At 61.2% G+C, this 24,074-nt stretch carries 20 protein-coding genes; 10 read left to right on the plus strand and 10 right to left on the minus strand.

All coding sequences use genetic code 11. From position 1 onward, the window contains the following. Positions 1 to 41: 41 nt before the first annotated feature. On the plus strand, positions 42 to 890 hold the full coding sequence (locus tag BR24_RS07490) for a pseudouridine synthase (protein WP_496540877.1): 849 nt from the start codon (positions 42 to 44) through the stop codon (positions 888 to 890). Positions 891 to 940: 50 nt separating this feature from the next. Next, positions 941 to 2,050 carry a hypothetical protein gene (locus tag BR24_RS07495; protein WP_496540878.1) on the plus strand — a complete coding sequence of 370 codons (1,110 nt, stop codon included), beginning with the start codon at positions 941 to 943 and terminating at the stop codon, positions 2,048 to 2,050. 379 nt (positions 2,051 to 2,429) lie between these two features. Here BR24_RS07495 and BR24_RS07500 read toward each other — a convergent pair whose 3' ends face one another. After that, the gene (locus BR24_RS07500; RefSeq protein ID WP_496540879.1) at positions 2,430 to 3,899 is read right to left on the minus strand and encodes a 30S ribosomal protein S1; all 1,470 of its coding nucleotides are present in this window, start codon (positions 3,897 to 3,899) and stop codon (positions 2,430 to 2,432) included. 30 nt (positions 3,900 to 3,929) lie between these two features. After that, positions 3,930 to 5,345: a signal recognition particle-docking protein FtsY gene (gene ftsY, locus BR24_RS07505; protein ID WP_496540880.1), complete on the minus strand. Its 1,416-nt coding sequence runs from the start codon at positions 5,343 to 5,345 to the stop codon at positions 3,930 to 3,932. Positions 5,346 to 5,486: 141 nt separating this feature from the next. Here ftsY and asnS point away from each other — a divergent pair, with 141 nt between their 5' ends. Next, on the plus strand, positions 5,487 to 6,854 hold the full coding sequence (gene asnS, locus BR24_RS07510) for an asparagine--tRNA ligase (protein WP_496540881.1): 1,368 nt from the start codon (positions 5,487 to 5,489) through the stop codon (positions 6,852 to 6,854). 74 nt (positions 6,855 to 6,928) lie between these two features. On the opposite strand, the gene BR24_RS07515 is transcribed toward asnS, so the two are convergent. Next, positions 6,929 to 7,849, minus strand: coding sequence for a Gfo/Idh/MocA family oxidoreductase (locus tag BR24_RS07515; protein WP_496540882.1), 921 nt, complete (start codon positions 7,847 to 7,849; stop codon positions 6,929 to 6,931). A 124-nt stretch (positions 7,850 to 7,973) separates the two neighbouring features. Between BR24_RS07515 and lpxB the strand changes: the two genes are divergently transcribed. From lpxB to BR24_RS07535, 4 genes are all read left to right on the plus strand, one after another. Continuing rightward, on the plus strand, positions 7,974 to 9,116 hold the full coding sequence (lpxB, locus tag BR24_RS07520; RefSeq protein ID WP_496540883.1) for a lipid-A-disaccharide synthase: 1,143 nt from the start codon (positions 7,974 to 7,976) through the stop codon (positions 9,114 to 9,116). Beyond that, on the plus strand, positions 9,109 to 10,782 hold the full coding sequence (locus BR24_RS07525; RefSeq protein WP_496540884.1) for a glycosyltransferase family 2 protein: 1,674 nt from the start codon (positions 9,109 to 9,111) through the stop codon (positions 10,780 to 10,782). Before lpxB ends, BR24_RS07525 begins: the two co-directional genes overlap by 8 nt. Positions 10,783 to 10,850: 68 nt before the next feature. Beyond that, the gene (locus tag BR24_RS07530; RefSeq protein ID WP_496540885.1) at positions 10,851 to 11,174 is read left to right on the plus strand and encodes a hypothetical protein; all 324 of its coding nucleotides are present in this window, start codon (positions 10,851 to 10,853) and stop codon (positions 11,172 to 11,174) included. A gap of 100 nt (positions 11,175 to 11,274) precedes the next feature. Next, complete coding sequence (locus BR24_RS07535; RefSeq protein ID WP_496540886.1) at positions 11,275 to 12,564, plus strand: NYN domain-containing protein; 1,290 nt, start codon at positions 11,275 to 11,277, stop codon at positions 12,562 to 12,564. Positions 12,565 to 12,654: 90 nt separating this feature from the next. On the opposite strand, the gene ald is transcribed toward BR24_RS07535, so the two are convergent. The 7 genes from ald to BR24_RS07570 all read right to left on the minus strand — a co-directional run bounded on the left by ald (position 12,655) and on the right by BR24_RS07570 (position 21,466). Continuing rightward, positions 12,655 to 13,767: an alanine dehydrogenase gene (ald, locus tag BR24_RS07540; RefSeq protein ID WP_496540887.1), complete on the minus strand. Its 1,113-nt coding sequence runs from the start codon at positions 13,765 to 13,767 to the stop codon at positions 12,655 to 12,657. A gap of 50 nt (positions 13,768 to 13,817) precedes the next feature. Beyond that, positions 13,818 to 14,303, minus strand: coding sequence for an Lrp/AsnC family transcriptional regulator (locus tag BR24_RS07545; RefSeq protein WP_496540888.1), 486 nt, complete (start codon positions 14,301 to 14,303; stop codon positions 13,818 to 13,820). A gap of 200 nt (positions 14,304 to 14,503) precedes the next feature. Next, the gene (locus tag BR24_RS07550) at positions 14,504 to 16,069 is read right to left on the minus strand and encodes a DEAD/DEAH box helicase (protein ID WP_496540889.1); all 1,566 of its coding nucleotides are present in this window, start codon (positions 16,067 to 16,069) and stop codon (positions 14,504 to 14,506) included. A 210-nt stretch (positions 16,070 to 16,279) separates the two neighbouring features. Next, positions 16,280 to 17,455, minus strand: a complete 1,176-nt coding sequence (locus tag BR24_RS07555; RefSeq protein WP_496540890.1) for a metallophosphoesterase — start codon at positions 17,453 to 17,455, stop codon at positions 16,280 to 16,282. A gap of 135 nt (positions 17,456 to 17,590) precedes the next feature. After that, entirely contained in the window at positions 17,591 to 18,484 is an 894-nt protein-coding gene (locus tag BR24_RS07560; RefSeq protein ID WP_496540891.1) for a CPBP family intramembrane glutamic endopeptidase, read from the minus strand. Between the two features lie 13 nt (positions 18,485 to 18,497). Further along, positions 18,498 to 19,691, minus strand: coding sequence for a class II aldolase/adducin family protein (locus BR24_RS07565; RefSeq protein ID WP_496540892.1), 1,194 nt, complete (start codon positions 19,689 to 19,691; stop codon positions 18,498 to 18,500). Then, the gene (locus tag BR24_RS07570) at positions 19,688 to 21,466 is read right to left on the minus strand and encodes an aldehyde ferredoxin oxidoreductase family protein (protein ID WP_496540893.1); all 1,779 of its coding nucleotides are present in this window, start codon (positions 21,464 to 21,466) and stop codon (positions 19,688 to 19,690) included. Before BR24_RS07570 ends, BR24_RS07565 begins: the two co-directional genes overlap by 4 nt. A gap of 77 nt (positions 21,467 to 21,543) precedes the next feature. Here BR24_RS07570 and BR24_RS07575 point away from each other — a divergent pair, with 77 nt between their 5' ends. Genes BR24_RS07575 through BR24_RS07585 form a run of 3 tightly spaced genes read left to right on the plus strand, consistent with a single transcriptional unit; the run spans position 21,544 to position 23,988 of the window. Further along, positions 21,544 to 22,068 (plus strand): tetratricopeptide repeat protein, encoded by a 525-nt coding sequence (locus BR24_RS07575; protein WP_496540894.1) that lies wholly within the window; start codon positions 21,544 to 21,546, stop codon positions 22,066 to 22,068. A 44-nt stretch (positions 22,069 to 22,112) separates the two neighbouring features. Further along, the gene (locus tag BR24_RS07580; protein WP_496540895.1) at positions 22,113 to 23,075 is read left to right on the plus strand and encodes a diguanylate cyclase domain-containing protein; all 963 of its coding nucleotides are present in this window, start codon (positions 22,113 to 22,115) and stop codon (positions 23,073 to 23,075) included. After that, complete coding sequence (locus BR24_RS07585; protein WP_496540896.1) at positions 23,050 to 23,988, plus strand: tyrosine recombinase XerC; 939 nt, start codon at positions 23,050 to 23,052, stop codon at positions 23,986 to 23,988. The genes BR24_RS07580 and BR24_RS07585 overlap by 26 nt, the downstream gene beginning before the upstream one ends. The last annotated feature ends 86 nt before the right edge of the window (positions 23,989 to 24,074 follow it).

Here is a 24,074-nt window from a genome sequence, read left to right on the forward strand (position 1 = left end):
ATCTTGCCCGGTCGCTTGCTCCGCTGTATCCTGCTCCGGCCATGAACGGAAAACGTATGATCGTCCCCCCGAACCTGTCCGGAGCCCGGCTGGACCGCGCCCTCGCGGAGCTGTTGCCGGAGTCCGGCCTGCGGCATCGTCGCCGTCTTTGTGAAGAGGGGCGTGTCATGGTCAATGCCCGCAGGGCAAAGCCGTCCCTCAAGCTGATGGAAGGGATGGAAGTCAGCGTTGAAGACGAATCAGCCATCCAGACGTTCCCGAATGATTTGGGGATTCATGCCATCGGGGTGGAGGACGGTTTCGCCGCCGTCTACAAGCCGGAAGGCGTTCATTCCGCAGTCATTGAAGGGCGCTCCAATTCATCTGTTGAAGCCATGCTTCCCGCGCTGTTCCCGGAACATGCCCCCGTCCTTTTGAACCGTCTGGACAACCCGACTTCCGGTATTCTGCTTGTGGCGCTCGATGCCGACGCCGCGCAACGCTACCGGCGTATCGAGGACCGGGGCGGTCTCCACAAGGAATATCTGGCCGAGATCGCCGGGAGACTTGAGGCTCCAGTTACGATCCGCAGGGCTCTCGACATGGCCGACCGTCGCGTGGTGCGCGCTCTGGACGAGGACACCTCTGACCCATTGCGCCAGACCGCCGTCGAACCTCTTCAGTACGATTCGAGTAGGGACTCGACGCTTGTCCGCTGCCGGATCGCAAAGGGCGCCCGTCATCAGATTCGCGTGCACCTCGCATCCATCGGGCATCCCATTCTCGGCGACACGCTTTATGAAGGCCCTGAGGCGGAGCGACTCCATCTGCATCATTACCGCCTCACAGTGGGGCAGGCCGTCTTTCAGGCGCCCTGTCCGTTTGCCGAAGAACTCGCCGCCCGGCCCTAAAGCTATTCGCTCCGACTGCCGATAGCACGAGCAGAACGGAGAATCGTATCATGACGGCAATAGGTGGATACAACGGATCACAAGGCATCGGCGCCATGCAGCAGCGCGCGGTGAGCATTTCCCGCTACTCGGAGAACACCTCCAGCGGGGTCTCTTCCCTGTCGTCCGGTACCGCAGCCACTGCCGCCTATTCACGCGACGTCGAACTCCAGCAGGTCGCGTGGGACGACATTCAACAGGGTATCGAAAAGGCCGAGCAGCGGGCCGCCGTCAATATGGTGGAAAGCCTCGACGCCTACCTCGGAGAAAATGCCGAGGCCCGCGCCGCCGGACGTACCGCTGACGAATACAACGCCTTCCGCGAATCGCTCGACACCGCCGTGGGCAACGGCAACTATCGCCACGCAAGAGAGCTTGTCCAGCGCTTCTACGACGACGGCTCCGAGTCCTTTGGCCGCCAGATGGACAAGATCATGGCTGAGGCAGATCGGACCTTTGCAGAAGAAGTCCGCCAGTCCTTTGCCGGGTACCGCCTCGACGGGAACGGCAACGGGCCTCAGGGCGGTCTGCATGGCTTGATTCAGTCCTCGCTCAATGCCGCATTCCAAAAGAACGACCGCCCCCACGGCATGGAGCAGTGGACCGAGAAGCTCGAAGGAATGCGCGAAAAGGCCCTTGACCACGGCCTCGACAAGCTCGGCAACGCCGGTCGGAATCTCTACACCGAAAATGCTGAGAGCGTCCTCGGGGCGACTTCCGACCATCTCCGGCGCCAGCTTGCCGGTGACGAGTCCGTCATAGCCGAACTCGACCAGCAACAGGAAGAAGGGCAGACCGGCCTGAACTACGGCGACTCCATCGGCGGGCTCGCAACCCGATACGACGATCTGCGAAACGACTTCCTCTCCGAACTGCAACAGCGCCTCGGCGGCAGAACAATCGTCGAAGTGGTTGAAGTCGACAATCCCGAAGCGCCCAAGGCGGACGGCGGCGTCACTCTCGAAGTCATCAAGCCCAACGCCCTCCAGCAGCAGACCGAACTGCTCGAAAAGAAGATGGAAGCCAACCGGGACAGCAAGCAGGTTGCCGACACCTACGCAGAGAACGCCGAGACGGATGAATCTCCCGCACCCGGCACCGCACTGGATCTCGCTGTTTAACTGAATTTTTGGGAAAGGCGGGCCTCCGGCGGGTCTCCGACGGGCCCTTCAGGCGGACCAAAGGGGCGGACCCCCTTTGGAAACCCTGTGTTGTTTTCCTGTATGTTGCGGGTGAGACGATCCCTTCGGGACTCGCCCCACCCGCAACACAACGGAAAACGGGATGAGTGCGAGTGGGGGAGCTCACGCCAAAAGAATTTCTGAGCCTTTTGTTTCCACCTGCCTTTTACCCCAACCCGCCATCTTCCAATGAGAACGGCCCGCTGTCACGAAGTGCAGCGGGCCGTTCTCATTGGAAGATGGCAAACCGGGGATTCCAAAGGGCCCTCGGCCCTTTGGCGGGGTGCAGGGGCAGCGCCCCTGCCCGCCGGAGGCCTCATTATTTCTTGTTCTTCATTGCTTCCTGGAGTTTTTCACCCAGCAGTCCGAGTCCGCCGCCGGAGTTTCCTGCGGCGGGCTTGGATTTTTTCTTGGGGGCGTATTCCTTCCAGTCTTCGGCGTCTTTTTCGTCGCCGACGCGCAGGCTGATCTTGCGTTCGCCGGTTTTGACGTCGCCTATGACCACAGTGGCTTCGTCGCCGGGGTGCAGTTTTTCGAACTCGGAGGCTTTTTCGGAGCGGGCGAGCACCGATTTGGGGAGCAGGCCGGTGATGCCGGGCTCGAGGTTGATGAAGATGCCGAACTGTTCGTGCTTTTCGACGGTGCCCTTGACGGTCTGGCCTTCCTGATATTTATCGGCCACGTCGAGCCAGGGGTCGCCTTCGGCGTCCTTGATGGACAGGGACAGGCGGCGGTTCTCGGCGTCGATGCTTTTGATCTTGACTGAGACGGTCTGTCCTTCGGAGAGTACGTCGCCGGGCTTGTGCACGCGCTGGGTGTAGCTGATTTCGGAGACGTGCACGAGTCCGTCGAGGCCCGGGGCTATCTCGACGAATGCGCCGAAATCCGCAAGCCGTACGACTTTGCCGGTGACCTTGTCGCCTTCGGCGAACTGGGTGACCACGGAGTCCCACGGGTCCTGCGCGAGTTCCTTCATGGAAAGGGAGATGCGCTGACGGCCCTTGTCGTCGGTGTCGAGCTTGATGATTTTGGCTTTGACCTTCTGGCCGACGGCCACGGCTTCTTCGGGATGCTGTACGCGCCCGTAGCCGAGTTCGGAGATGTGGACCATGCCTTCAAGGCCGGTGGCGATCTCTACGAATGCGCCGAAGGGGGCAAGGCGGGTGATGGTGCCTTCCACTTCGTCGCCTTCCTTGGTCTCGGCGAGGAACTGCTCGGTGGCGGCTTCGGCTTCGCGCATGAGCAGCGCGCGGCGGGAGACGACCACGTTGCGGCCCTTGTTATCGAGCTTGGAGATGAGGAACTCGTAAGTATTGCCGACGTATTCCTCGGTGTTCTCCACGAAGCGGGTGTCGATCTGGGAGACGGGGCAGAAGGCACGGCGTTTGAGGATCTCGACGTCGAAGCCGCCCTTGTTGGTGCCGGTGACCTTGCCTTCGACGGGCAGGTTTCCTTCCTTGGCCTCTTCCAGCATCTTCAGGCCGCCGATACCGGCCAGCGCCTTGGACAGGCGGATGCCGCCGGAGTCCTTGCCGACCACGTAAAGCTCCACTTCGTCGCCCTCGGCCACGGTTAGGTTGCCTTCTTCATCGAGCAGTTCCTCCCGCTCGACGATGCCGTCCAGTTTGCTGCCGGTGTCGACGAACACCGCGGAGCCATCGATCGCGATGACTTTTCCGACAACCTTGTCGCCGACGTTCAGGTCGTCCGTGCCGCTTTCGCTGTATTGCTCGAAAAGTTCGGCAAAAGATTCTTCGCCCTGGCCGTTGCTCTTGATTTCCTCGGACATCAAAGGGTTCCTGTAGAAAAGGGTTGGAAGTTAGGTGAGAAGGGCCTTGGCGAAGTCCTTGCCGTCGAACGGGCGCAGGTCTTCCATCTTCTCACCGAGGCCGACAAAGCTGATGGGCAGCCCGAACTGCTGGGCCACCGCCACGACGACGCCACCTTTCGCGGTGCCGTCGAGTTTGGTCAAAATGAGTTCGTCCACGCCCACCGCCTCGTGGAACAGTTTGGTCTGTGACAGGGCGTTCTGCCCGGTGGTGGCATCAATGACGAGCAGGCTCTTGTGCGGCGCGCCTTCGTGCTTCTTGCCCACGACGCGCTTGATCTTCTTGAGCTCGTCCATGAGGTTGACCTTGGTGTGCAGCCGTCCGGCGGTGTCGAGCAGCAGCAGATCATACCCTTCTTCGATGCATTTTTCCATGGCCTCGTAGGCCACGGCGGCCGGGTCGGATCCGGCTTCCTTGGCGAAGAATCCGGCTCCCACGCGCTCGGCCCAGACTTCGAGCTGTTCGATGGCTGCGGCACGGAAGGTGTCGCCAGCGGCGATGAGCACCTTGCGGCCCTGCATCTGGGCGCGGTGGGCGAGCTTGGCGATGGTGGTGGTCTTGCCCACGCCGTTGACGCCGACCATCATCACCACCTCGGGCGGGTTGACGGCGGTGATGCGCGGCGGGGTGCGGAAAATCTCTTCGAGCTCCTCGCGCAGGATGTCCTTGAAGTGCGCGGGGTCGGTGGTGCCGGCCTTTCTGGCGCGGGACTTGAGGCTCTCCATGAGCTGGTTGGCGGCCTCCATGCCCACGTCGGCCATGATCAGGATTTCCTCGAACTCCTCCCAGAAATCGTCATCCATGCTGTCATGGCTGGCCAGCATGCTGTCGATGTGCTTGGTGAGGGTCTCCTTGGTCTTGGTAATGCCTTCGGAGAGCTTGAGGAACAGTCTGTCGCGCTCGTCCTCCTCGTCTTCGAGGTCGAGAGCGAGGGCGAGGCGGTACTGAAGTTCGGAGCGGAATTCGTCAACGGACTCGTAGCCCATGTCGTCCAGCCACTGGCGGAAGCGGGCAATGAAGTCCTGCGCTTCGTCGGCCGGGGCGCCGAGACTTTCGAAAAGGAAGGCGAGGCGCTGCCAGAGGCGGTCTCCGGCTTCGTCGATATCTTCAAGGATGACGGAGAGCCATTCGGAAAGGCGCGGTTCGGCCTGACGCAGGGAGAGGGTCAGTTCCTTCTGCCAGTCCTGCGCTTCGGCGGGTGCGGCTTCTGCAGCGGGGGCGGCCGCTTCGGGCTGCGGTTCAGCCTGTGGCTCGGCGGTGGGAGCTTCGGGTTCCGGAGCCTGTTCCGGGGCGGCGTCGGGCAGGTCGATTTCGATGCCCTTGTCCTGAACGTAGTCCTCGACCGCTTGCCGGGCGACTTCGTCCGGGCTTTGCCAGAGTTTCTTCAGTTTGGAAAAGAATGCCATATCTGTACGAGTCCTTTTGGTAGCATTGCGTGCATTCGGTGCAGGGGTTGTATATCACGCGCACGCGGGACGCAACAGTGGGCGTTGCCATTTGTTGGGTGAAGGGCTAGAAAGGCCGAAAAAGTTTTTCCGGGGGATACGATGAAAAGAACGAAAATCAAGGCCCTTCTGAATGCTGAAAGCGCAATGCCCGAGATCGTGGTCAAGGGCTGGGTGCGTACCAAGCGCGACAGCAAGGGATTTTCCTTTCTCGAACTCAATGACGGTTCCTGTCTGAAAAACATTCAGACGGTCATCGACCACACGCCTGAAATCGAAGCCGAGCTTGCCAAGATCGGCACTGGTGCATCGGTCGCCATTGAAGGCGAGCTGGTTGAATCACCGGGCAAGGGGCAGAAGTGGGAGGTCCGCGGCAAAGCGCTCAAGCTGCTCGGCGAGGCCGATCCCGAGACCTTCCCGTTGCAGAAGAAGCGCCACTCCGACGAGTTTCTGCGCGGCATCGCGCATCTGCGTCCGCGCACCAACAAGTTCGGGGCCATGTTCCGCATCCGCTCCGAGCTGGCGCAGGCCATCCACAAGTTCTTCGCCGAGAAGGATTTCTTCTACGTGCACACGCCGGTGCTCACCGGCTCGGACTGCGAAGGCGCGGGCGAGATGTTCCGCGTCACCTGTCTGGAGCACGGGTGCAAGACCGCCGTTGAAGAGGACTTTTTCGGCAAGCCCGCACACCTTACGGTTTCCGGACAGCTTGAAGCTGAAATGTTCAGCCTCGCGCTGGGCGACGTTTACACCTTCGGGCCCACGTTCCGTGCCGAGAATTCCAACACGCCGCGTCACGTGGCCGAGTTCTGGATGATCGAACCCGAAATGGCTTTTGCGGACCTCGCGGACGACATGGACCTCGGCGAGGAGATGATAAAGTATCTCGTGCGTCACATCCTCGACAACTGCGCGGACGACGTGGAGCTGTTTGCCAAGTGGGTTGACAAGAGCCTCATGCCCACGCTTGAAACCATTCTTGAGAACGAGTTCATTCGTCTGCCTTACACCGAGGCCATCAACGTCCTCAAGAAGACCAAGAAGAAGTTCGACTACCCGGTGGAGTGGGGCATGGACCTGCAGACCGAGCACGAGCGCTTCCTGTGTGAGGAGAAGTTCAAGCAGCCGCTGTACGTCTATGACTACCCCAAGACCATCAAGCCGTTCTACATGCGCATGAACGACGACAACGAGACCGTGGCGGCCATGGATTGCCTCGTGCCGCGCATCGGGGAAATCATCGGCGGTTCCCAGCGCGAGGAGCGGTTCGACGTGCTGCACGCACGCATGATGGAAATGGAACTCTCCGAAGAAGAGTACTGGTGGTATCTGGATTCCCGTCGGTTCGGCTCCGTGCCGCACGCGGGCTTCGGCCTCGGCTTCGAGCGTCTGCTGATGCTCGTGACCGGCGTGGGCAATATCCGCGACGCCATCCCGTTCCCGAGGACGCCCAACAACCTCGATTTCTAGCGGGAATCTTACGAATGTAAAAAAGCGGGACGGCCGAAGCCGTCCCGCTTTTTTATGTCTTGTGTTCGTCGCCGCTAGCAGCCGCAGGTGAAGATACGGTCGAAGGTGCGCAGCACTTCCAGTCCGTCTTCGCCGCTGATGGGCATGGGCTTTCCTTCCTGAATGGCGCCGAGGAAGGCGTTCAGTTCGGCGCGAACGGGCTCCTTGTACACCAGCGGCCATTCGCGCACGGAGTATGATTTGTCGTAGGTGGAGAACGCCGAGTATTCCTTCACTTCCTGCGTCACGAGGTTGCAGTCGATGTACTTGGACTCGAAGGCGACGTTGATCTTGCGGGATTTGTAGGGGGTCACCCAGTTGGTGCTGATGTTGGCCAGCACGCCGTTTTCCATCTCGCAGGTGATGAGGGCGGTGTCCTCGTGTTTGCCCAGCGAGGTGGAGGTCACGGCGTACACCGTCTTGAACTCCGAGCCGGTGAGGAAGCGCACCAGGTCCAGGTCATGGGAACCGAGGTCCTTGACCACGCCCACGTCCTGAATGCGCGGCGGGTAGGGCCCCACGCGCTCGATGGTGATGGAGATCATGTCATCGCCCACCAGTTCCTTGACGCGCTGCACGGCCGGGTTGAAACGTTCGATGTGGCCCACCATGAGCGGCACTCCGGCGGCTTTGGCCCGGTCCACGAGTTCCTGCCCCTGTTCGGCGGTGGCGGCCAGCGGCTTTTCCATCAAGAGGGCGATGCCCTTGTCGATGAGCTTGAGGCCGATCTCGTGGTGCAGGATCGTCGGGACGCAGACGCTCACGGCGTCGATGTCCTGTTCGAGCAGCTTGTCCACATCGTCGAAGACTGGCACGCCGAATTGTTTGTTGACCTCGGCCAGCGCCTCGGCGTTGACGTCCATGACGCCCACCACGTTGGCTTCGGGCATCTCCGTATAATTTCTCAAGTGAACCCGGCCCATCCAGCCGAGTCCGATGACTGCTACGTTCATCATGATCAATATTCCTTGAATGTTTGTTTGCGGAAAACGTGGGCACCTTGGTACCCGCTTGTGAATCGGTTGGCAAGCCCATGTCTCACCGCTTGCGCGCGCCGCGGGTTCGGGCTACTGTCCGGCCATGAATTTGCTGAATCCGGACGGGCCCGTATGGATAAGCGCGGGCGAGGCATCTGGCGATCTGCACGGCGCGGTCCTTTGCAGGGAGCTTAAACGACGCGATCCTTCGCTTTCCTTCATGGGCATGGGCGGCCCGGCCATGGAGCGCGCGGACTGTGACGTGCGTTACCCCATGAGCCTGATATCCCTCGTGGGGCTGACGGAGGTCTTTGCCGGACTGCCGCGCATCATCCGCCTTCTGGGGGAACTCAAGCGCGACTTCCGCCGCGAACGGCCACGGGCCATCATTCTGCTCGACTGCCCGGATTTTCACTTCCGCGTTGCCAAGATGGCCCGCAAGATGGGCATCCCCGTCTATTACTACATAAGTCCGCAGCTGTGGGCCTGGCGTTCGGGCAGGGCAAAATTCCTGCGCGAAAACGTGCGGGACGTGTTCTGCATCCTGCCTTTCGAGAAGGATTTCTACGCGCAGTACGGCATGGACGTTTCCTACATCGGCAATCCGCTGGTGGACGAGGTGCCGCGTGACCGGTTGCAGGGCATTGATCCGGAGCCGCACCGGGTGGGCATCCTGCCCGGAAGCCGGAACAAGGAGATTGCCACGCTCCTGCCCGAGTTCGTTGAGGTGGCGAGGCGGCTGCGGGAGCGCAACCCGGCGGTGCGCTTCAGCCTGTTCCGTGCGCCCGGTATGCCGGTGGAACGGCTCATGGAGTTCTGGCCCAAGGAGCTGCCGATGGACATGGTGGAACCGGATGACCGATACGAGGGGATGCGTCGCTGTTCGTTCGTCCTTGCGGCATCGGGCACCGTCTCGCTGGAGCTTGCGCTTGTCGGCACGCCCTCCATCATCGCCTACCGGCTCTCCAAACTCACCTATCTCATCGGCAGTATGATCGTGAACGTGGATTTTATCAGCCTGCCCAACCTGATTCTTGGCCGCGAGGTCTTTCCGGAAATGGTGCAGGAGAGCGCTTCGGCGGATGCGCTTTTCGCGCAGGCCCTTTCGTGGATGGAGGATTCCGCCCGGCTCGAAGCCGTGCGGGAGGATCTGCGGCAGCTCAGGAACATGCTGGGCGAGCCGGGCGCTGCCGGTCGTGCGGCAGATATCATTCTCAAGGACCTGAAGGAGCTGGCCCATGGCTGATCCCGTGCTGCCCGACGTCCCGGTGCCCGGTCCCGGATTTTTCGAACTCATGCGGAAACGGTATCCCGGCTGGATTCTCGGCGTGGTGCAGAGCGATCACGTCCGCGGCTTGATGCATGCGCTGGACCTGCTTGGCAGCGAGTCCCCGGACGCGGTCGCCGCAGGCTGCGGTGTGGGGTGGTGGACCATTGCGCGTCAACCCTTCGACCGGGATTTTCTTGCGCGTTTCGCATCCTTCAATGCTGCGCGTCCTTTTCTGCCGGAACAGGCGCGCTGTTTTTTCGAGCATCTCTCCACACATCTGAGCGATCTTCCGGAAGATGACGCCGAGCTCTGGGAGCAGGTGATGCTCAATGGCGATCCGTCGTACGCCATCAAGTTTCTCATGCCGAGGCTGGCGCGGCCGGAGGGCCTCGCATGGCTCGGCCTGTGCTGGGACGGCCTCCTGCGCTTCGGGAGCGAGTCGCTGCTCGAAGCCGCCCTGTCTTCCCTGTCTTTCGAGGGTGAACTGGCGCCGCTGCTGCCGCGTCTGCGGGCAGAGGCCGCCTTTCATATGTCGTCCCCGGATCAGGCTATCAAAGCCGTGGACCGCGTGGACGCCTCGGTCTGGGGCTTCTGGCCCGCGTACCATCGCGCGGAGTTGCTGATACGCTCCGGTCGCAGGGAGGAGGGTGCAGACCTGCTTGAGCGGCTCGTGCTCAGGATGCCATGGCACACCAACCTGCTGCTCAAGCTGGATTCGCTGCGCACCCCGCTGCCGCTTCCGGCGCCGCCCACGGCCGACGAGGTGGCCATACTGGCCTACTCGTGGAACAAGGCCGACCTCATGCTCCGCACGCTGGAGTCGCTTCGCAAAAGCGAAACCGGACAGGCGCGAATTTTTCTTCTGGACAACGGCTCCACGGATAACATGCAGGACGTCTTCCGTACGGCCAAGGAGTGGTTCGGCGAGCGACTGCAAACCGTGACCCTGCCCATCAACATCGGCGCTCCGCCCGCGCGGAATTGGCTGCTGTCGCTGCCCGAAGTCCGGGCCTGCCGCTGGGCGGCCTTTCTGGACGACGACGTGGTGCTCCCGCCGGACTGGCTGTTGAAGCTGCTCGGCGCGTCGCGGCTCGATCCTGACGCCGGAGTAGTGGGGTGCCGCATAACCTCCGCCGAGTCTCCTTTCGCCCTGCAGTCTGCTGACTACAATCTGCTCCCGGTGCCGCCTTCGGCCGGAGAGCCGGGCGAGATGCCGCGAAGGATCAATCTTTTCGACTCCTGCTCCGGCGCTCTGGATGACGGTCTGTTCAGCTATGATCGCCCCTGTCTTTCGGTCTCAGGCTGCTGTCATCTGGTGAGCATGAAAGCGCTGGAAAAGGCTGGCACCTTCGACGTGCGCTTCAACCCGTCGCAGTTCGACGACCTCGAAAGGGACCTGCGGAGCGCGCTGGCAGGGATGTCCGCCGTCTACTGCGGCACGCTGGCCGTTCGTCATGTTCAGCATTCCAGCCTCGCCAAGGCCACCACGCCGCAGCAGATGGGGCACGTCATGGGCAACAAGTTCAAACTGGAGACCAAGTACGACGACGCACAGGCGGTCCGTCTGGCGGAGATCGACAGCCGTCTGCTCTGGGCGAGTCTGGCCGAAACCCTACAAAGGCTGGACAGACGCTCCGCCTGATTGTATCCCGTTCCGTTCAAGAATATGAAAAAGCATGGCACCGTGTCCGGTGCCGGGAGGCGAAAGCTATGGAAGACGTTAGAGTCTACGGTGACTTTCACGGCCTGACCCCGGACAAGTTCGAGCGCATCCGGGACGAGATTCCTTTCGAGCAGATGGAATACAAGGACAACGTCCTCAGGGTGGACCACGAGGGAAAATTCCTCATGGTTGAAGATTTTCTGGACCTCATGGCCGAGGTGCTGGCCGACGAGGGCCGTGGCGCCGTGGAGTACATCGACCAGCTGGAATGGGAGGTGACCCGTTACACCATTGAAAACGGCCGCATTTCCAGCAAGGTGGTCAAGGTGGACAACGTGTTGGACGCCCACATGCGGGATCACGGTCTATAGGCTGGCTTTTTTTTTGAAAACCGTGTTACGGTCCGTTCTTGCGTATGGCATGAACGGACCGTTTCTTATTATCATGGGTCCATAAAACAACGGAGTACATGTGAGCCGTGCAGAACAGATAGCGCTTTATTGGGATTTCGAAAACATTCACGCCTCCCTTTGCACCCTGCGATACGGGCCGCACTGGTACAGGGACAAGATGAATCGTCACTCCCGCCAGCCGGCACTGGTGGATATCAACTCCATCATGGAGTTCATCAACTCCGTCGGCGAGGTCAACATCAACAAGGCCTATGGGAACTGGAGTTTTTTCTTCGGTTACAGTTTCGACCTGCAAAACCATGCGGTGGACCTCGTGCAGATGTTTCCGAGAGGCTCCCACGGCAAAAACGGTGCGGATATCCGCATGGCCATCGACGCCATAGAGGACATCACGCTCAACCCTCATATCAGCACGGTGGTCGTCATCGGCGGCGACTCGGACTACGTGGCGCTGGCCCAGAAGGTCAGGCAGCGCGGCAAGCGCATCATCGGCATCGGGGTGCGCGAGACCACCAACCAGTACTGGATGAAGTCCTGCAACCAGTTCAAGTACTACTCGTCGCTGCTCGTGAAGTCTTCATCCATCTCAAGTCTGGAGAAGGAAGGCTACGAAGCCGGGGATCTGGAAGACGCAAAGCAGATTCTGATCAAGGCGCTGGGCCGGATCGCAGCGGAGACCGGAGAGACGAAGATCGTCAAGGCGGCGATCAAGCCCATGCTCATCCGGCTGGACCCCGCCTTCGACGAGAGCAACTACGGCTTTTCCACTTTCAAGTCGTTTCTCGAGTCCTGTCAGGACGTCATCAGCATCCACAACGGCGAGCATGACCATTACATCTCACTCAAGTCCCCGGAAGATCTTGCCCGGCTGGAGACCAATGCGCGCAAGCTGCATCCCTACGAGCTGATCCTGCAGAAGCAGCACGTTCATCTGCCGGACCCGGCGCTGCTCACCACCGGTATACGCGAAGCCTTCGCGCTTTTCGCCGAGCATGGCGAAATCTCCGGGTATCCGCTCTTTCGCGAGAAGCTGGACGAGCGGCTGAAGGCCAAGGGGATAGAGGCAACGTCAAAGGACCTGAACAACATCCAGCAGGTGCTGTTCCGGACGTTCTGCTTCAAGCTCAATTACGAACGGCAGACCCTGAGCATCCAGCCCGAGGTTGTCAGCGCGGACATGCTCTGGGTCCGGGCGGTAAGCTATCTGGTCAAGCGGATTACCGACAACCTTGAGGAGCCTCCGGATTACGAGGCCATGTCCGAACTGCTCTTCGGCGATGTCTCCAACGCGGGGCATCTGCGGGAGATTCACGACAACGAACTCTGGAAGCGCAGCAGCCGCGAATAGCGGCATACTCCCATTGCAGCACGAAGGCCGGAACCCCGAGGGGCTCCGGCCTTTTTATCGCGCGCCCCGCGAGGGGATGGCGCGGAATGATTATGCTTTCTTCAGCGCTTCTTCCGGAGTGACGGAGTCTATGCCGAAGGCTTCACCGACGGCGGGGCAGGTCAGGGTGCCATGCATGGTGTTCAGGCCCAGCGCCAGCGCCGGGTCGTCCTTGAGTGCATCCATGCCCTTCTGCGCGAGGCGCATGGCGTAAGGCAGGGTCTGGTTCACCAGCGCGAAGGTGGAGGTGCGGGGCACTGCGCCGGGCATATTCGCCACGCCGTAATGAACAACGCCTTCCACTTCGTAGGTCGGGTTGTCGTGAGTGGTGGGCTTGATGGTTTCCACGCAACCGCCCTGGTCCACGGCCACGTCGACGATGACGGAACCCTGCTTCATGGTCTTGAGCAGTTCGCGGGTGACCAGCTTGGGAGCCTTGGCACCCGGGATCAGCACGGCGCCGATGACGAGGTCGGCTTCCTTGAGGGCTTCGCGGATGTTGGGCTCGGTGGAGCTGACGGTCATCAGACGGCCGTCAAAGGCTTCGTCGAGGTACTGCAGGCGACGGTGGGAGAGGTCGAGCACTTTCACGGAAGCGCCCATGCCCATGGCCATGCGTGCAGCGTTGGTGCCCACGATGCCGCCGCCGATGACCACGACTTTCGCCGGGGGAACGCCCGGAACGCCGCCGAGCAGCATTCCGCGACCGCCCTGATTCTTCTCGAGATGGTGCGCGCCGACCTGAGTGGCCATGCGGCCCGCCACTTCGGACATGGGGGTCAGCAGCGGCAGGGAGCCGTCGGGCATCTGCACGGTCTCGTAGGCGACACCAACGGTCCCGGCTTCGAGCAACGCGTTCGTCAGCGATTCGGCGGCGGCGAGGTGCAGGTAGGTGAACAGGAGCTGGTCCTTGCGCAGGAACTTGTACTCGCTTTCCAGCGGTTCCTTGACCTTGATGACCATTTCGGCGCCCCAGGCTTCTTCGGCAGAAACCATTTTGGCGCCGGCGGCGGAAAATTCCTCGTCGCTCAGGCCACTGCCCATCCCGGCTCCGGCTTCAACCAGCACTTCATTGCCCTGACGGACAAGGCTCTCCACGCCGCCGGGGGTCATGGCGACGCGATTTTCGAGGGTTTTGATTTCCTTGGGGATACCGATGATCATTGTCCTGTCTCCTTACGCTTGAGGGATACTAGTTCATGGCAACTAAACGATTATTCTGCGCTGAAAAGCCGGGTTACGGCCTCAGGGAGAAGCAGCCATTTACGGCGCGACTTCATGACCATGAAGGATTCACTCGATCCCACGCCGCCGATCTGTGAAAGGTCCTTGTCAAGGAAGTCGTAGAGGTCGCTCGTGTTTTCGGTGCAGACGATTTCCACGATCAGGTCGTACCTTCCGGTGACCACGGCACACCAGTTGACGCGGTCGAGGTTGGCGATCTGCTCGAGCTTTTCATCGAGCAGCTTGTGGCTCTGAAGGGTGATGCCCACAAGAGCGACGGTAAGCCCCTTGGTGCGCATGGGGTCCACGAGGCCTGCCACCTTGAGCGCACCTGCGGAGATGAGGTTCTTCATGCGCGAGCGGACGGTGGGGGGAGTGACTCCCAGACGTTCGGTGAGCTTGCCCACCTGAGATTGTCCGTCCTCGGTGAGGGCTGAAACGAGTCTTTTATCAAGGTTGTCGAGAACTTTTTTCATCAAAGTGTCCCTGTTGTGTTTGTGACTTGTCTAAAGCAAATTTGGAATGTCTTTTTTCTATCAAAAGGAAAATCGTGGTGTCAATTGGATTGCTTTGAAAATGCGCCTCCTGACCGGTTTCGCAGGTTGGTTCAAGCATAAGAAAAGACCGGGACGATTGCCGTCCCGGTCGATTATTGGTCTGATTTCGAGGGTCGGAGCTAGGCTTTCGAGCAGAAAGGCTGGCCATCCTTGCCGGGGAAGCGGTTCAGCCCGCGCAGGATGAAACTCACTTCTCCGTCGGGAACAGTGAAGGTCGTTCGGTTGTTCTGGACCTTGACGTTCTGCACCTTGAAGGGGCGGGTCTTGGTCCTGTTCACCAGGAAATCAACGAATTTCTTGGGGTTCATGCCCTGATTCTTGCCGATGTTGGCGATCATGCGAACCCGTCCGCCCTTGTCGTTCCGCTGAGCTTCACGGATTTCGCGGTAGGCGTCGTGTTCCAGTTCCTCACCGAAAGCGTAGCGCAGCAGCGCGGCCATGGCTTCTTCGGGGTCGCGCTCCTGCATGAACTCGCGTGCCAGCGGCAGGTAGGTCTCGAAGTTCTCGGTGGCGAGGATTTCGTCCAGTTCGGAAGCGATGCGCTTTTTCTTGGAGTAGATCACGTCCTCGACCTTGGGCAGCGGCTCTTTGGAGATTTCGATGCCCGAGGTGCGGCAGATGAACATGAGCTTGCGGAATTCGCGCGGGGTGATGAGCGTGATGGCCGCGCCCTTCTTGCCTGCGCGACCGGTGCGTCCCACCCTGTGCACGAAGGTCTTCGGATCCTGCGGCAGGGCGAAGTTGATCACGTGGGTCAGGTCCGGGACGTCGATGCCGCGTGCCGCCACGTCGGTCGCCACGAGGATGTCGCTGGCGCCGCTGCGGAACTTGCCGAGGATCTGTTCGCGGCGGGACTGGTTCAGGTCGCCGTGGATCGGCTCGGCCGGGTAGCCGCGTTCAGCGAGCTTGCGGGCGACATCGTCCGTATCGGCTCGGGTGCGACAGAAGATGAGCCCCCGAAAGTCTGGCTCCACGTCGATGACGCGACAGAGCGCCTCGAAGCGGTCGGATTCCGCGACTTCGTGAAAGACCTGTTTGGTCAGGGGCGCTTCGTTTTTCTTGGCCTTCACGGCTACAGTCTTGTAGTCGCCCATGAATTCGGAGGCGATGCGCATGACCTGATCCGGCATGGTGGCGGAGAAAAGCAGGGTGCGGCGGTCCGTGTTGCTGCGGGAGAGAATCTCGCGGATATCCTCGATGAAGCCCATGTCGCACATCTCGTCGGCCTCATCCAGTACGGCGATGCCGATGCCGGAGAGGTCGAGCGAGCCGCGGTTCAGGTGGTCGAGGATTCGGCCGGGGGTACCCACGACCACGTCGGCTCCCTGCTTGAGGCTCTTGAGCTGAAGGCCGATGTACTGACCGCCGTAGACGGGCAGCACGCGCAGCTTTTTGTCTCCCTTGAGGGAGTTGATTTCATCCGCCACCTGAATGGCGAGTTCGCGGGTGGGAGCGAGTACGAGGGACTGGACGTGGCGCTCGCCTTCCACGACATGTTCTATGATGGGCAGTCCGAAAGCAGCGGTTTTACCGGTTCCGGTGGAAGCCTGTCCCACGATGTCGGCCTCTTCGGCCAGAAGCATGGGGATGGTGCGTTCCTGAATGGGGGTCGGGGCGGTGAAGCCCTTTTTCTCGAGTGCGTCGACTACGTTGTCGGAAAGACCAAGTTTCTTGAATGGATTCATTTTTTCCTGATTGTTTTTCGTGCGAATAAGCGCCGCCGCAGAGCGCACGATGCCGCGGCGGTCGGGCCGCCTTTCCATCCGGTGCAGAGGTGAAGCTGTGTCAGCGGGGGACGTGAAAGGTCTGGCGGAACCCGTTTATGATAACGGGACGTGCCTCGGCGTATGCCATGGCGCGCCTGCCGTCAAGACAAAAAGGCAAAGCGTTGAAGGTCAGTTACGCCTGAGCGTGATCAAAACGATTTCCGGCGGCGCGCCGAACCGCATGGGCGGTCCCCAGTAGCCGGCGCCGCGCGAGACGAACAGCGCCGTGTCGCCGTGTTCGTGAAGTCCGTAGACATAAGGGTTGAAGCAGCCGACGATGAAGGTCCACGGAAAGAACTGCCCGCCGTGCGTGTGGCCGGAAAGCTGCAGGTCGTAGTTAGCCTCGTCGGCCAGCTCGATCATGTCCGGACGATGGGCCAGCAGGATGGAAAAGTCGTGCTCCCCGGCCTTGTCCATGACCTCGCGCGGCTTGGGGGCGTGCTCGTCGATGAAACGTCCGGCTTTGCTGTCCGGGACGCCGGCGACCAGGATGCGGGCGCCGTTGACCTCGACAACCTCGCTTTCGTTGACGAGGGTGGTGAAGCCCAGCGAGCGAGCTTCATCTATCCATTCGAGTGCGTGCGAATAGTATTCGTGGTTGCCGGTGATGAAAAACTTGTGCGGAGCCTTCAGTTCATCAAAATGTTTGACCTCGGGGCGCAGCCACCACGCGCGGCCGTCGACCATGTCTCCGGTGTGCACGACCATGTCCGGGTCCTGCGCGTTCACGAGCTTTACGAGGCGATCCACCCACGGCCCCTTGAGCGTGGGACCGACGTGGGTGTCGCTGATCTGCGCGATGGTGTACCCGTCCAGCTGCCTCGGCAGGTCTGGGACGGCGATTTCGATTTCGGTGACTCCGGGCAGGCTGCGGGCGATGTGCGCCGAATAGGCCGTGAGCGGAATGGCCACGGCAAGTATCAGGGCATTGGTCGCGTTGAGCCATGTGCGCCGGATGTTGCGCTGCTTCTCCTTGAAGAAGATGCGGCGGGTGTCCTTGGGGCGCAGGTAGTTGATGATGCGCAGCAGGATGAACAGCAGGTCGCGCGCAATGAGCATCATCATGAAGGATGAGACGAAGCCGAGAAAGGTGTACCCGGCGAGGTCCAACCCGTCGATGAACTGGTGGTGATACCCGTTGAAGCGGAAAACCCATGTAAAGCGCTGTCCTATAACCAGAAAGGCGACCATCAGGAACAGCAGGCGTTTGGTCCACGGCGAAAAGGGCAGGGGGCGGATGACGCGCAACCCGAGATAGACGGTTATGAATACCGCCACGCTGACTACTGTGACCAACCAGCCCATGAACATGCTCCAAGGTTTAGCGCACCATAGCGCATGTGCCGGTTTCTGCCAACCGCTGCGCGATGGTTGCGGAAAACCGCTGTTTCACCAATCCTTACGCGGGGGGTTGAAAAAGGGGAGCGGGCCCTGACGCTGCTATGAGCGTCCGGGGCGCTGGCGGTTGCCGCGTTTATTGAACCAGAGGAAGGCGAGCAGGAATGCCGCCAGCCAGCAAGCGATTCCGGTCAGGCCGGTATCGCCGCCGAGGACCGGATTGTGGTCTGGGAAAATGTATTTCCACACGCCGTAGGCCTGAGCGTTGATGGCGGCGTGGATGAACGCGGCGAGCAGCGTGCTGCGGTAGGCCAGCGTGAATTCGTTGATGAATGCTCCAATTGCGATGGTGCCGAAGCACATGAGCAGCGCCCCGGTGTAAGGATGGCCGGGGTAGTTGAAGCCAACCAGAACCAGCGGCAGATGCCAGACGCCCCAGATGATGCCGAGCAGCAGGTAGGCCCTCAGCTTGCCCAGCCGCATGAGTGAGGGCAGGAGCAGGCCGCGCCATCCCAGCTCCTCGCCAAGCGCTGCGAGAAAGTTGAAGAGGGGACCGAGCAGCGCGCTGGCGGGGAGCATGATGAGCAGCGCGTGGTAGACCGGGGCTTCCGCGCCGGGTGCCATGCGCATGGATTGCAAAAGCGTCTTCATGGTCCAGTCCGGCTCGGATATGTTCAGCAGCCAGGTCAGCCCGTAGGACGCCATGAATATCAGCGGAACGGCGAAAACGGTGACGGCGTAAGGCTTCCATGAGCCGATGCGAAGCCCGAGAGCGGACAACGGTCTGCCCGCCAGCATATTTACCATCAGGGCGCAGACGCCCGGTACCCACATGACGGCCACGAGCAGCAGCATGGCGCCGGGTTCGAGAAGTCGCTCTGCGCTGAAGCCGTTGACGATCATCACGGCTTCCACCACCCAGGTGATGCCGAGGGTCAGGCCGATAAAGAGCAGGGCATGTCGGATGCTGACGGGGGGCGCGGTCGTTTCGTCCATCGTCGGGGGCTTATCAGTATTCGCTTTTCCGCACAACGTGCGGCGGCAGGTATTGCTGGATTCTGCGGAAATATTCGGCGCGGCAGCGGTGTTCTGTCTGGAGAAGAAGCCGGAAGGCTTCGTTGAAGTCGGTCTGCGACGCTGCGAAAACGCCGTGTCCGTGCACGATGGCCGCCGGAGCGCGCTCCATGGCGGGCGGCAGGGTATTGCAAAGCCCTGTGGGGCCGGTGCCAACCTCCCCCGGGACCACCGGAGCGCCACCTGCGAAGCGCTGCTCCCGGCAGTCGACATGACATTGCCGGGCATGTTCGCAGTCCGTCTTGTCGCAGACCATGGACATTATCACACTGAACCTCGGGTGCCCGTGCAGGATGCAGCGAGCGTTCGTCCTGTCGTAGATTCCTTCATGAGCGGACAGCTCGCTGGAGGCCGTGAGGCCGGCGCATGACGAACCGTCGCGAGGACACGGGTCGATGCAGCCAGCCAACTCGTCAAGGGAGCTTCCGGTCTGGCTGATGAGAACGGTGTCTTCCATCAGGCAGGAGAGGTTGCCGAAAAACGAATCCACCAGCCCGTAGTCCACCACGGTGCGTCCGGCCTCCGCCATGGCGGCAAGGGCTGCCGCGCGGTCGGCGAAAGGCCCTGCCGTCAGTTCGGGACCGGCGTCTGCGGGCTCGGAGAGGTGAGAAACGGCCATGTCGAAAACGGCCTGCAATTCAGGATCCGGCCCGCCGGATTCACACGCCGCGAGGTAGTCCGAAAAGAACAGGACGAAGCAGGCGAAGCAGACCGACGAAAAAAAGACGAACCCCTGCTCCGGGCTGACGGTGCCGAAACTGACCACGCCCCTGCCCGGAATAACCGCCGCCTTGCGGCGAAGCAGTGCGTCCGCCACGGCCTGCGCTTCGAAGGCTTCCGTTACGGGGATGTCGTGCAGAAAGGTGCGCGTTTCGCAGTCTCTGGGGCGGATGGAGAGTCCGTGTCTTGAGGCGAGAAAGTCTATGATGGTGGCATACGGCTCGGCCGGCCGTGAGAAAACCAGCGAACCGACGTCCATGAGTTCAAAGACCTGTTCGAACACTTCCCGGTCCGCATCGTCCCGATTCCACGTCGTAAAATCGTCCCGGCCGCCGAGCAGCGGCTCTCCGGCTTCGGCCAGTCCGTGGCGCACCAGCTTGTCCGCGTACTTGTTCAGCAACTCCTTCATGCGCGTTCACCGTCTTGCGAAGGGCTCACACCGAGTTCCCCGGCTTTTTCATTCAGGGGAACCCCTTGTTCGTCAAGGCCGCGGATGCGGTAATATGCGGCGCGAGCCCGCAGGAACTGCTCGCGGTTCAGCGGCATTATGCGAACTCCCTCCCCGGAGGAGCCTTCCTCCGTGAAGAAACGCGGCGGGAGATCGTCGTGCGTTGCATCGAAGCCGTTGAGGGCATTCATGACCCGTTCGTTGAAACAGGTGCGTTCGCCGATTTGCTGAAGGGTTTTCAGATTCATGGCCTGTCCGGTGACCGCGCTCACGGCCTTGGCGTATTCCTCAAGCCCTGCGGCGAAAAAGGCGAATCGACAAGTCGCGAGGGAGTCCGCTGCCGCGAAGACGTCCTCGGAGAGCTTGATGATGCGTGCCTTGCCGGAGAAGGTGAAGCGGTCTGTGGCGACGGGTTTTCGCAGGATTTCATGGCTTGCGGGGTAGGCGTGCAGGTCGCAGCCGCCCATGGTGTTGACCGCCATGGCCAGCGCCGTGCCGTACGCGCCGCGCGGATCGAATGCGGGCAGTTCCAATCCTTTCGAGGAGATGGAGCGTTCCGGTTCTCCATGCTCCGCGGCGTACCGCCTTGAGCCCGCCCCAAGTCCCCCTCCCGAAGCCATCTCCCGGATCGCGCTATGCAGACTGTTCTCGTCAAAGTCCCTGCCAGTGATTTCACGCATGCAGGCCAGCGTCCCGCCGGCTGAGACCGCGTCCAGCCCAAGACGGTTCAGCAGGTCGGAGGCCTTCATGGTCAGCTCCATGCTCTTGTTTCCGATCAGCGCCGTCAGGTGGGACAGGGCCGTGAAGCCGGGGATGCTCCTGCCGTCGCGGGCAACCCTTCGGCAGCGGATGGGACAGCCTTCGCAGCCGTGGGGCCGGGCATGGTATCGAGTGTTGAAGGCGGGGGCGTTCAGCTCGCGTGCAGCGGAAAAACGGGTCCTGCGGTAGTTTTCCGAGGGCATCATGCGCCGGGAGTCAGTGAGGTCCAGCAGGGCGGCGGTTCCGTTGCGGGCAAACCCGTAGGGCCCCATAAGCGCGGGGGATGCGGCGATCAGGCGCATGATCTCGCATCTCGCCTCGTCGAGTTTGCGAGGATTGTGGACGCGGACCTCTCCGGTGCCGACAACCCTCAGATACTTGAGGTTGCGTGCGCCCAGCGATGCTCCGAGGCCGCCGCGTCCGGCGGGATGATGACGATCCACCATGATGGATGCCATGGGCGAGCGATTTTCTCCTGCCGGACCGATGCAGGCTATGGAAGCGCTCGTCGGTGTCGACTCCGCGAGCGTGTTGAAGACATCCTCGGTCTGCCTCCCCCGAAGGGCATCAGCGTCTGCGACGGAAACACTCCCGTTGCGGATTTCGATGCCGACGAGCCTGTCGGCCTTGCCCGTGATGATGATGCCGTCCCATCCGGCCCGCTTGAGCTGTGTGCCCAGACGCCCCCCGAGAGGGGAGTCGGTGACGGTTGCCGTGAGTGGAGAGCGGGTCATCAGGCAGGCGCGGCCCGAGGCAGGGGCGGCGGTCCCTGTCAGTGGCCCTGCGAAGATGCAGACGGGCATGTGCGGGTCGTCCCAGGGGCGCGTGCAGTGCGGCCGCAGAAAGGCTCCCGCCATGGCCCGGCCGCCGCAGTGCGTGGCGTAAAAGTCGGGGCCGGGATGCTCGGTCCGGGTTTCGCCGCGTTGCAGGTCTATGTGGAGGACGCTGCCTGTCCAGCCGCAGAGGTCGCTTTTCATTCGTTTTTTCCGGGGAACGCGTTGTGGGCGGTTGACCCGCTCCGGGAATCGGATAGTATCTCGCCGCAGGGGGAGTTATGTCCAAGAAAAACGACAAGGTCAACGCATCGCGGCGGAACTTCCTCATGGGAGCCGTCCGCCGTATTCGCAAGGATGACGAGCAGTCCTGCGGTCCAATCGCGGCCAGCAGCGACACCATATCCCTGATCCGCGAGGCCAACGACGCATACGCCGCGCAGAACTGGGACGAAGCCATCCGACTCTACCGCGAATATCTCAAAAAGGAAAAGGACCTGGACGTCAGGCTGCGGCTAGGCGAAACCATGTACAAGGCCGGACGCTACATCCCGGCCCGTACCGAGTTCCGTACGGTGCTCCGGGGGCGTCCCAAGGAGCAGCGCGCCATGATCCTGCTCGGCCTGACCTACGCCCGTGCGGAGGATCTGGACAAGGCGGCAGAGGCGTGGCGCGAATACTTCGACCCGCACAATATCCCCATGCAGCGCGAGCTCAATCTGCAGATCGGGCTCATCGAAGATGGCATGGCCGAATCGCCGGAGTCCGTGGCACGCGCCGTTGAAGCACAGCTCGACTGCCTGTAGCCGAAACCTTTACTGCAAGCGCCTGCTGGTGCTACTTGGGTACCATGAATAAAAGCATGAGCGATTCTCTCTTTTCCCGGCGCCAGCGTACGTTCGTCCTGTCCTCGGACCCGGATCTCGCCAAACTGTTCCGTTCCCTGTGGCCCGAGGACCTCATGGAGATAACCGTGTTCGAATACGGGCGCGGGGCGGTCGAGCATCTCTTCAACGAGCCTCCGGACCTGCTCATCGTGGACAATAGGCTGAGTGACATAAGCGGAAAGGAGGTCGCCTCGCTGGTCAAGAGCGAGAACGTCTACAGACAGCTCCCGGTGGTGCTGGTGCTCGATGCCGAAGACATGACCGAGCCATGGGACTGGAACCGCGTCGAGGTGGACGACTTTCTCGTACGCCCCTTCACCGAGGGCGAGGCCCGCGACCGGGTGAACCTGACCCTGTGCCGCGCGTTGCGTGCGCTCGACGCCAACCCGCTCTCCAAATTGCCGGGCAACACCTCCATCATTCAACGCATCCAGTCGCTCATCGACGCGGGCGAGGAATTCGCGCTCGCCTACTGCGATCTGGACCATTTCAAGTCTTTCAACGACAAGTACGGCTTCTCGCGCGGGGATGAAGTTCTCATGATGTCGGCAAGGGTCATCGTCAATACGATCCGCGGACTCGGCGGAGTGGGCAGCTTCGTAGGACACGTCGGCGGTGACGACTTCGTCTACATTGTCCCTGCGGATCGGGCTGAGGAGTCCTGCAAGCGGGTTATTGAGGCGTTCGACTCCATCGTTCCGCATTTCTATGATGAAGAGGACCGCAAGCAGGGCTTCATCCGTTCCACGGACAGGCAGGGTAACGAACGTACCTTCCCGCTGATGGCGGTGTCCATAGCCGTGGTCATCAATACCGAAGGACGCCTCGAGCACTACGGTGAGGCGTCGGCCATCGCCATGGCGCTCAAGAAGAAGGCCAAGGAAAACCCCAAGAGCTCCTATGTCGTCGACAAACGAAACGAATGAGCGCGACCTCGGCGAATACGGAAAGCGCTTTCTTGCATACCTGAGCACCGAAAAGGGGTACTCGCCCGCCACGCTCCGTTCCTATGGAACCGATCTGGAGCAGTTTTACAATTTCCTTAAGAGCCGAGGCCTTGACCTCGATCAGCCGGAACACATCGCCAGAGACGATGTGCGTGGATTCATGGCCAATCTGCATCGGCAAAGGGTCACTAAAACCACCGTGGCGCGAAAACTTTCGAGTATTCGCGCTTTCTTTCGCTTTCTGGCGAGGAAGCGTATCAGCGGGCACGATCCGACTGCCGGGGTGCGCAACCCCAAGCAGGACAAGGTCCATCCGAGAGGGCTGAATGTGGATCAGGCCATCGGCATGATGGAAGCCGCAGTGACGCCCGATCCTGAGGGCCTTCGCGATCTGGCCCTTGCGGAATTGCTGTACGGCTCGGGGCTGCGGATATCCGAGGCCGTCGGACTGGATGTTTTCGATGTGGATACCGGCGTGGTGCGCGTCATGGGGAAGGGGGGCAAGGAACGCATGGTGCCGCTCACGAACAAGGCGGGCGAGCGTGTGCGGCGGTGGCTTGAGCAGCGACAGGCGTTCAAGCCCGTTTCCGGGGAGCGCGCCCTGTTCATCGGCAAGCGCGGCAGCCGGCTCAACAGGCGCGAGGCCAACCGTATTCTCAACCGGCTAGCGGACACGGCGGGTATTCCTCGTGAGGTGCATGCGCACATGCTGCGCCACAGCTTCGCCACCCACATGCTGGAGGCCGGGGCAGACCTGCGCAGTGTGCAGGAACTGCTGGGCCACGCACGGCTGTCCACCACACAGCGTTACACGCATCTTGATCTGCAACAGCTTATGAAGGTTTATGACAAAGCCCATCCCCGCAGCAAAGAGGGGAAAAAGAAGTCCTGATCCATTTCAATTCGAAATGATTCCGAATTTACAAGGCAATAAAAAAGGGAGGCGAGAGCCTCCCTTTTCTGTTTCGTGAATGGCTG

The organism is Pseudodesulfovibrio halophilus DSM 5663, assembly GCF_059568665.1.

Bases quoted from the DNA above. Each gene is read 5' to 3' on its own strand.
- BR24_RS07490 (WP_496540877.1), top strand. From the start codon at position 42: ATGAACGGAAAACGTATGATCGTCCCCCCGAACCTGTCCGGAGCCCGG.
- BR24_RS07495 (WP_496540878.1), top strand. From the start codon at position 941: ATGACGGCAATAGGTGGATACAACGGATCACAAGGCATCGGCGCCATG.
- BR24_RS07500 (WP_496540879.1), bottom strand. From the start codon at position 3,899: ATGTCCGAGGAAATCAAGAGCAACGGCCAGGGCGAAGAATCTTTTGCC.
- ftsY (WP_496540880.1), bottom strand. From the start codon at position 5,345: ATGGCATTCTTTTCCAAACTGAAGAAACTCTGGCAAAGCCCGGACGAA.
- asnS (WP_496540881.1), top strand. From the start codon at position 5,487: ATGAAAAGAACGAAAATCAAGGCCCTTCTGAATGCTGAAAGCGCAATG.
- BR24_RS07515 (WP_496540882.1), bottom strand. From the start codon at position 7,849: ATGATGAACGTAGCAGTCATCGGACTCGGCTGGATGGGCCGGGTTCAC.
- lpxB (WP_496540883.1), top strand. From the start codon at position 7,974: ATGAATTTGCTGAATCCGGACGGGCCCGTATGGATAAGCGCGGGCGAG.
- BR24_RS07525 (WP_496540884.1), top strand. From the start codon at position 9,109: ATGGCTGATCCCGTGCTGCCCGACGTCCCGGTGCCCGGTCCCGGATTT.
- BR24_RS07530 (WP_496540885.1), top strand. From the start codon at position 10,851: ATGGAAGACGTTAGAGTCTACGGTGACTTTCACGGCCTGACCCCGGAC.
- ald (WP_496540887.1), bottom strand. From the start codon at position 13,767: ATGATCATCGGTATCCCCAAGGAAATCAAAACCCTCGAAAATCGCGTC.
- BR24_RS07545 (WP_496540888.1), bottom strand. From the start codon at position 14,303: ATGAAAAAAGTTCTCGACAACCTTGATAAAAGACTCGTTTCAGCCCTC.
- BR24_RS07550 (WP_496540889.1), bottom strand. From the start codon at position 16,069: ATGAATCCATTCAAGAAACTTGGTCTTTCCGACAACGTAGTCGACGCA.
- BR24_RS07555 (WP_496540890.1), bottom strand. From the start codon at position 17,455: ATGGGCTGGTTGGTCACAGTAGTCAGCGTGGCGGTATTCATAACCGTC.
- BR24_RS07560 (WP_496540891.1), bottom strand. From the start codon at position 18,484: ATGGACGAAACGACCGCGCCCCCCGTCAGCATCCGACATGCCCTGCTC.
- BR24_RS07565 (WP_496540892.1), bottom strand. From the start codon at position 19,691: ATGAAGGAGTTGCTGAACAAGTACGCGGACAAGCTGGTGCGCCACGGA.
- BR24_RS07570 (WP_496540893.1), bottom strand. From the start codon at position 21,466: ATGAAAAGCGACCTCTGCGGCTGGACAGGCAGCGTCCTCCACATAGAC.
- BR24_RS07575 (WP_496540894.1), top strand. From the start codon at position 21,544: ATGTCCAAGAAAAACGACAAGGTCAACGCATCGCGGCGGAACTTCCTC.
- BR24_RS07580 (WP_496540895.1), top strand. From the start codon at position 22,113: ATGAATAAAAGCATGAGCGATTCTCTCTTTTCCCGGCGCCAGCGTACG.
- BR24_RS07585 (WP_496540896.1), top strand. From the start codon at position 23,050: ATGTCGTCGACAAACGAAACGAATGAGCGCGACCTCGGCGAATACGGA.